At 47.0% G+C, this 8,015-nt stretch carries 8 protein-coding genes; 5 read left to right on the plus strand and 3 right to left on the minus strand.

The genetic code is table 11. The features are described 5' to 3' along the window. Position 1: 1 nt before the first annotated feature. From FTT63_RS07940 to FTT63_RS07960, 5 genes are all read left to right on the plus strand, one after another. The gene (locus FTT63_RS07940) at positions 2 to 358 is read left to right on the plus strand and encodes a DUF488 domain-containing protein (protein ID WP_180192157.1); all 357 of its coding nucleotides are present in this window, start codon (positions 2 to 4) and stop codon (positions 356 to 358) included. Between the two features lie 110 nt (positions 359 to 468). Then, positions 469 to 813, plus strand: coding sequence for a zinc ribbon domain-containing protein YjdM (locus FTT63_RS07945; protein ID WP_016659847.1), 345 nt, complete (start codon positions 469 to 471; stop codon positions 811 to 813). A gap of 94 nt (positions 814 to 907) precedes the next feature. Continuing rightward, entirely contained in the window at positions 908 to 1,273 is a 366-nt protein-coding gene (locus FTT63_RS07950) for a 5-carboxymethyl-2-hydroxymuconate Delta-isomerase (protein WP_180192158.1), read from the plus strand. A gap of 179 nt (positions 1,274 to 1,452) precedes the next feature. Beyond that, complete coding sequence (locus FTT63_RS07955) at positions 1,453 to 3,918, plus strand: AI-2E family transporter (RefSeq protein ID WP_127800835.1); 2,466 nt, start codon at positions 1,453 to 1,455, stop codon at positions 3,916 to 3,918. Between the two features lie 78 nt (positions 3,919 to 3,996). Next, complete coding sequence (locus FTT63_RS07960) at positions 3,997 to 4,401, plus strand: NUDIX hydrolase (RefSeq protein WP_168416545.1); 405 nt, start codon at positions 3,997 to 3,999, stop codon at positions 4,399 to 4,401. Positions 4,402 to 4,483: 82 nt separating this feature from the next. On the opposite strand, the gene FTT63_RS07965 is transcribed toward FTT63_RS07960, so the two are convergent. The 3 genes from FTT63_RS07965 to FTT63_RS07975 form a co-directional block, all read right to left on the minus strand. Next, positions 4,484 to 5,428 (minus strand): tRNA-dihydrouridine synthase, encoded by a 945-nt coding sequence (locus FTT63_RS07965; RefSeq protein WP_180192159.1) that lies wholly within the window; start codon positions 5,426 to 5,428, stop codon positions 4,484 to 4,486. A gap of 156 nt (positions 5,429 to 5,584) precedes the next feature. Then, positions 5,585 to 6,922, minus strand: a complete 1,338-nt coding sequence (locus tag FTT63_RS07970) for an ISNCY family transposase (protein ID WP_180192160.1) — start codon at positions 6,920 to 6,922, stop codon at positions 5,585 to 5,587. Positions 6,923 to 7,068: 146 nt separating this feature from the next. After that, positions 7,069 to 8,015: ISNCY family transposase (locus FTT63_RS07975; RefSeq protein WP_180192161.1), on the minus strand; the 947-nt coding region annotated here is incomplete at its 5' end.

Genomic DNA, 8,015 nt, shown 5'->3' on the forward strand with positions numbered 1-8,015 from the left:
CATGCCCATTGCTACCAAACGTATTTATCAGGCTGTAAGCGAGCAGGACGGCACCCGGATTCTGCTGGACCGGATCTGGCCGCGCGGGATCAAAAAAGCCGATGCCCAGATTGACCTATGGCCGAAGGATTTAACCCCGTCGACGGAACTGCGTAAATGGTTTCATGAAGATATCGAGCAGCACTGGCCGGAGTTTCAGCAGCGTTATCGGCAAGAATTGCAGCAGCATTTGGATGCGGTGGAGGAAATCCGGCAACTGGCGCAGAAGGGACCAATTACCCTGTTAACCGCAGCAGAAAACGAACAGCATAATCATCTGCAGGTGTTTAAACAGCTGCTGGAACACCAAGGTAAATAACGCAAATACTGTTATTAATCCCTAAACAGGATAGGGATTTTAACGTGATGAAAAATATAAATGTTATAGTAGACCTTTATATTTTTTATTTTGCTCGTTTCGAGGTTTTTATGTCTTTACCGAATTGCCCAAAATGCCAGTCCGAATATACCTATCAAGATGGTGACTTGCTAATTTGTCCTGAATGCGCACATGAATGGAAAGAAGGGGAGCAGGCAGAAGCCGAGGCCGGCGCCATCATTAAAGATGCCAATGGCAATGTACTGGCTGATGGCGATACCGTGACGGTGATTAAAGACCTGAAAATTAAAGGTTCATCTTCTGTGGTGAAAGTGGGTACCAAAGTGAAAAATATCCGCCTATTGCCAGAAGCATCAGATGGTCATGATATTGACTGTAAAGTGGATGGTATTGGCGCAATTAAACTGAAATCGGAATATGTGAAAAAAGCATAATCGCACTGTTTCTCTTGGGTTTTATCTTGCTTTGAAGCAGGGTAAAACCCTGAATTTTTTAAGATCACATCTGCACCATGTCGGGAGAAGGCTGATGCCACATATCCATCTTGAATATTCAGATCACCTGCACGCGCTTGAAATGAAGCCCTTGCTCAGTCGTATCAACCGGACGCTGGTCGAGAATGGCCTGTTTGCTAATGCCTCTGATATTAAAAGTCGCGCCATCTGCCAGCAGGACTATGTGATTGGACTGGATGAAAGCGCACAGGCCTATGTGCATGCCAAAATCTCGATTTTAAAAGGCCGTAGCACCGCCCTAAAGCAGGAAATTTCCCGGACCGTGCTGGAGGTGTTGCAGGATTATCTGCCGCCACAGAATGAATTGACGCTGCAACTGTGTGTCGAAATTCTGGAAATGGACCCGGATATTTACAGCAAAGCCATCATTCGTCCTTAATATTTTTCTCTTGCAATGGCACAGCGGTGTATGTGCCATTTTACTGCTTTCAATATTTCCCATCTTCATCTACTGTACTGTTTCTTGCTGAAATTAGGCGTTTTTTTACAGGAATCTATTTGAAATAAATAACCGAAGCTCGTACATAATAAATAAAGAGCAACAGGATGTGCCCAGCCATGCGAAAACAGAACAATAAACCGGGTCTGCTCCAGCCAGAAGCGCAGCCACCGCGTCCCCATCACTGGAAGCCGGAAAAATCTGCCGCCAGTTGGGTCAAGCGGGATATTGAAACCCAGAATATTGTCCGGGTGATGGCCGGTTTTGTGATTAGCGCGGTGATTATTGCGGCGCTGTATTTTGGTCAGGATGTGCTGATTCCGCTGGCACTGGCTATTTTGCTGGCATTTTTGCTGGAACCGCTGGTGTCACGGTTAAAAAAATGGGGACTGCCACAGCTGCCGTCGATTGCCATTGTTATGATTTTCACCATTAGTGTGCTGGCTGGACTGGGCAGTTATCTGGGTTTTCAGCTCAAAGATTTAAGTCAAGAATTACCGCAATATCAGGACACCATTCAGCAAAAACTGAATACGGTGAAATCGCTAACCTCTGGCCCTAGTGCTTGGGATGGGGCCAAAACCACTTTCGATACGGTGGAAAGCTCGTTTGAAGGCATCAATCAGGTCGAGCAGGAAAAGGGTGTGCAGAATGTCAAGGTGGTCGGACTGGAGCAAAGTCCTTCCGATGCCGCCATGGAGTGGGGCAGCAAGATTTTAAGCCCGATTGCCACCATTGGTATCGTATTTTTATTTGTGGTGCTGATTTTAATTAGCCGTAAAGATCTGCATGACCGCTTGTTGCGTCTGCTTGGCGGTAATTTGAATATTGGTACCGATGTGCTGGATGAAGCCGGCCAGCGCATTGGTACCTATTTGCGCATGCAATTGCTGGTCAATGTCACCTATGGCATTCCGATGGCAGCCGGACTGTGGTTTATTGGCGTGCCTGCGGCCATCATGTGGGGCATGCTGGCGGTGGTGCTGCGCTTTGTGCCTTATGTCGGCCCGATCATTTCTGCGGTGTTCCCGTTAACGCTGGCCTTTGCGGTGGATCCAGGCTGGAATATGTTCCTCTGGACGCTGGGCCTGATTCTGCTGCTGGAGCTGATCAGTAATAACATCATTGAGCCGTGGTTATATGGCGAAAGTACCGGCCTGACTACCTTGTCGATTATTCTGGCTGCCACCTTCTGGACCTTAATCTGGGGACCAATTGGTCTGATTTTATCAACACCGTTAACGGCCTGTTTGCTGGTGCTGTCGCACTATATTCCGGCGTTGGGCTTTGTCAAAGTGTTAATTGGCAGTGCCCCGGTGCTGTCACCGCCCGAACGTTTTTATCAGCGTTTGGTGGCCGATGAAGTACATGATGCGCTGGATGTGGCTAATGCATATATCCAGCAGGAGCTGCCGAAAAAAACGAATGAAGAAGCGCTGGTCCGGAAAATCAATAATTTCTATGATGAAGTGGCGATTCCTGCGATTTGCCTGTTTTCGCAGGTCCATAATACCGAGGCCAGCGCCGAACACCGTTTGCGCATGCATCAGGGTTTAAAACGGTTTAATCATGAATTTCAGCAGCAATATCCGCTACAGACCGAACTGAACAACCCCAAAGTCATGTGTCTGGGGGCACGTTGGGAGGTGGATGTGCTGGCCTCTGCCATGCTGGCCCATGGTCTGAACCTGAAAAAGATTGCCGCCTGTAGCCATGCCGATGCCTTGATTCAATCGCGCTCGGATGTGTTGAGTGCCGTGCCGGAATCGACCGACATCATCTGTATCACTATTTTTCATCAGCAACCGATGGCGCAAATCCGCCTGTTGAACCACCGGATACGTACACTAAAACCGCAGATCAAACTGGTGTTTGCTTTGCTGGGCAATCAGTCGACGCATTTGCGTGATGAGATTGAGCGTCTGTTTCAGCCTGAAGCTGTGGTGAATAGTGTGAATGAACTGATGCTGAATATGGATATGCTGCTGATGGCACAAGGGGAAAACCCGGCGGCGGCACTGATGCATGACAATGAGGCTGAACGTTTACAAGCTTTGCATGAACTGGATTTATTGCAGCCGGAACTACTGCCAATTTACAGCCAGTATATTGAAGAAGCACGGCAGGCCTTTGATGTGAAATATGCCCAGATTTCGCTGGTCGATGCCGGGCAGGTGCATACTCCGGCCAGTCCGCTGGCAGAAGCGGTAGAGTCGCCGATCCACGCAGCGCAGCGCCGTGAGGAGTCGATTTGTACCCATCTGGTTTATCAGAATGAAGCGCTGGTCATTGAAGATATTCAGCGTGATCCACGCTTTCGGCAGTATCCTCATCTGGCCAGACAGAAAATCCGTTTTTATGCCGGGGTGCCAATTCAAAGTAAACAGGGCTTGGCCATAGGCAGCTTATGTATTCTGGACAAGCAGGTGCGGCAGATGTCTGAAGAAGATCTGGATTTGCTGAAAGCACTGGCGCTGGATTTACAGGAGACCTTAAGCAGTGAGCGATTACGCAAACAGAAGCTGGAGGAAATCCAGCGTTTGGGCCAGGCCGATTTAAGTCAGGCCGTGGTGACAGATTCCTAATGATTGCATCCTTGTCCACATACGGCTGTTTGCATCTGGCCGTTAGGTTATCGTTTAAAACTAGGGGAGAGCAGTTCGTTGGCCTTTCATGATTTTTATCGCTTAAGTTCGCATGCGGTAATTTGTAATGCCCAGCAGCAGGTGCTGTTACTTAAAGCTACCTATGCCGATCAGGCCTGGGGCTTACCGGGTGGCGCGCTGGATATGGGGGAAACCATCCACGAGGCCTTAATTCGGGAATGTCAGGAAGAAATTGGCTGTCAGGTGCAGGTGGGGTATTTGTCGGGTGTGTATTTTCATGCAGCGGTGCAATCCCATGCTTTTATTTTTCGCTGTCATGTACCGGAAGATGCACAGATTCAGTTAAGTGATGAACATGATGAATATCGCTGGTTTGATCTGGCGCAACTGGCGCCGGTACAGCGGACTCGGGTGGAGGATTGTCTGAATTTTCAGGGCAATGTCATCAGCCGGAGTTTTTAAGCTGCGGCTTGCAAGATGATTACACAAAAGTGATCAAACAGTTGTTAGACAAGCCCTGTAAACAGCCGCGACAATGTTTGGTTTAGAGTGCCGTGTGTTGCGAGGCTTGCAGGGTGGCAATAATTTCATCCAGCTTTTTGATGCGTTTAACCTCATCCCATAGCGCTTTGGCTTCTGGATAATGTTTCGACATCATGCCCAGCCATTGTTTATAACGCCCCAGCATACCAATTTCGGTTTTGGCCGGACCGTGAATAAAACGAATTTGCAAATCAAGCAGATCTGGCCAGCTCAGTAAGGGTGCATCAGAGTTCTGGCGGATACATTGGGTGAGGTCAGGGGTGGTGACGGCACCACGGCCAATCATTAAATCTTCACAACCCGATTCTAACTGGCATTGTTTGGCGTCGGCATTGGTCCAGATTTCACCATTGGCAATCACATTAATCTTTAAGGCTTCACGAATCGGGGCCAGCTGATCCCAAAAGGCTGGTGGGGTATAACCATCGGCTTTGGTGCGCGCATGGACCGTGATCCAGGAGGCGCCTGCATCTTCAATGGCATGGGCATTGTCCAGCATGAAGTTGCGATCCATATAGCCTAAGCGCATTTTGGCAGAAACCGGAATATGTGCCGGCACGGCATCGCGCACAGCTTTGACCAGCTCATGTACCACTTCCGGTTCATCTAGCAGGACCGAACCGCCACGATGACGGTTTACGGTTTTGGCCGGACAGCCAAAGTTCAGGTCAATCGCTGGTGCGCCCATGGCTGCAACTTTGACTGCATTAGCGGCTAGCATGTCCGGGTTGTTGCCCAGAAACTGCACATGCACTGGGGTGCCAGCCGCAGTTTTACCGCCGTTCAATAATTCCGGGCAATAGCTGTGATAGATATGATCGGGCAGGATTGAGTCGGTGACCCGAATAAACTCAGTCACACACCAGTCGAAGCTGCCGACAGACGTGAGGACATCACGCATGATCGGATCGGTTAAGCCTTCCATGGGTGCAAGCACAAGTTTCAACGCGTTCACCTGTTAATTTGAAAAACGGTGTTATACGTTTTTTTTACCAAGATGTCTAGGAAAAGGTCTTTGAAGTATTGTAGAGCGAGATAAGGCTTAGCCTTTATTGTTATTCCAAAGTAGAAATGTCCTATCTTAAAACCAAATAGAAATGTCCTATACAGACATTTCCAAGTCAAGCACAGGATTCAGATTTCGTTGTTGAATTGCTGTTTTCTGTGCACGTCTTCTTGGCATAGATTGAGAACGATTGCGTTTGTATTGCTGTTCCAATTCTTCATGCTGTTGTTGAATATGATTGAGAACAGCACCTAAACGTTTATTCTCAACCACTTCATTCTGCTGCAGTCCAGTCAGTTTATTGAAGATACTGTAGTTGATCTTCCGTCCTTCATACATGATCGCAACAGTGCCATCCGGGTACTCCAGAAATGAAATGTATTGTCCAACTAATTTCTGGTTCAATTCAGTCGGTTCAAGCATATAAATACATTTGTCATACGTCAGGGTTAGATTCTTGGTGACCTTACGTGGTTCCTGCCAGGTAAAAATATCATCCAGTTCAAGATCAGATTCGGTTAATGGTCGATGTAAATTCTTTGAGTTACGCGCACACTTGGCGAACTTCTGATTGAACTGCTCAATGAAGCAGGGTAGCCAAGCATTGGCTTCAGCAATCGAACTGATGCCTTCCAGACGCATCTCTTTGATCAGACGATCCTGAAGTGTCCTGTTAGCACGTTCCACACGTCCTTTGGCCTGTGGTGAGTTGGCAAAGATAATATCGATGTTTAACTCATTCAGAATCCGCCCAAATTGCGTGATCTTGCTGTCTTGGCTCGATTTCTGATTCACTCGGAATACTGAGTGTTTATCGCTATAAAAGGCCAAAGGCTTGCCATATTGCTTAATGTAGGCTCTCGTGGAAAGTATATAGTCGAAGGTCGTTTCAGCCTCACAAAAGCGCAGATGCAACAGCTTTCCAGTGGCGTCATCGATATAAACCAGCAAACAGCATTTGGCGGATCGTCCTTCAAACCAGTCATGATAGGAGCCATCAATCTGGATCAGTTCACCGAAGCAATCACGGTTATATCTAGGCTGATATGGACGTTTCAGACGCTTGGATCGCGGAATCCAGAGCTCATTGGCAGTCATCCAGCGACGAACTGTTTCCACAGGAATATTCAGGTCAAACATGCTGCTGAGCTTCTCATGCGCCAAGGTGGGCCCAAAGCCCAGCAGATGTTCAGAAATAATGGAAAGGCACTTTGCTTTTAACAAGTCATCATGGCGACGATGGCCAGGTTGACCACGACTGGCATGAGCCAGACCTGAAACACCATCTTGATTGAGCTTCTGCAATAACCGGGTAATTTGACGGGTGGAAAGATTCAGGATTTCAGCAGCACGGACTTGGGTAATACGATGATCTCGAACGTCTTGCAGAACCGCAAGACGTTGAATTTCTTTGTCAGACATAGTGATCAGCATCTATATTTCATATCCAGTCCATGATGGTTAAATCATCATAAACTAGACATTTTTATTGGTGAGAATACAGACACTTTAAATGGGTTCTAACATTTATTGTTATTCCAAAGTAGAAATGTCCTATCTTAAAACCAAATAGAAATGTCCTATACAGACATTTCCAAGTCAAGCACAGGATTCAGATTTCGTTGTTGAATTGCTGTTTTCTGTGCACGTCTTCTTGGCATAGATTGAGAACGATTGCGTTTGTATTGCTGTTCCAATTCTTCATGCTGTTGTTGAATATGATTGAGAACAGCACCTAAACGTTTATTCTCAACAATCTCTCGCTGGTTAAGCTGACTTAATTTATCGAAGATGCTGTAATTGATTTTTCTTCCCTGATATTCAATCGCGACTGTACCATCCGGGTATTCTAGGAACTCAAGATACTTACCAATCAATCTTTGGTTTTCTTCCGTGTTTTCCAGGAGATATACGCATTTATCATAAGTAATCGTCAGGCTATTCGTGACTCTGCGGGGTTCACGCCAAGTAAAAACATCATCTAACTCCTCAGCAGTTTCAGTAACAGTCCGGTGTAAATCCTTGGGATTAAAAGCCATCTTGGCGAACTTCTGATTGAACTGCTCAATGAAGCAGGGTAGCCAGGCATTCGCTTGCTCAATCGAACAGATGCCTTCCAGGCGCATTTCTTTGATCAGACGGTCCTGAAGCGTTCTATTGGCCCGTTCTACACGGCCTTTGGCCTGTGGTGAATTAGCGAAGATAATATCGATATTCAGGGTGCTGAGTACGCGCCCAAACTGGGTAATCTTGGTGTCTTTCTTACTGCTTTGATTCACCCTGAAGACTGAATGTTTATCGCTGTAAAATGCCAACGGCTTACCATGCTGCTCAATATACAAACGTGTTGAAATCATATAGTCAAAGGCTGATTCTGATTCACAGAAGCGTAAATGCTGCAATTTTCCTGTGGCATCATCGATAAATACCAGCAGACAGCATTTAGGGGCTCGACCTTCAAACCAGTCATGGTGTGAGCCATCGATTTGGATCAGTTCACCATAACAGTCCCGGTTATAACGAGGCT

Source organism: Acinetobacter sp. C15, from assembly GCF_013420645.1.
Lineage (GTDB): Bacteria > Pseudomonadota > Gammaproteobacteria > Pseudomonadales > Moraxellaceae > Acinetobacter > Acinetobacter indicus.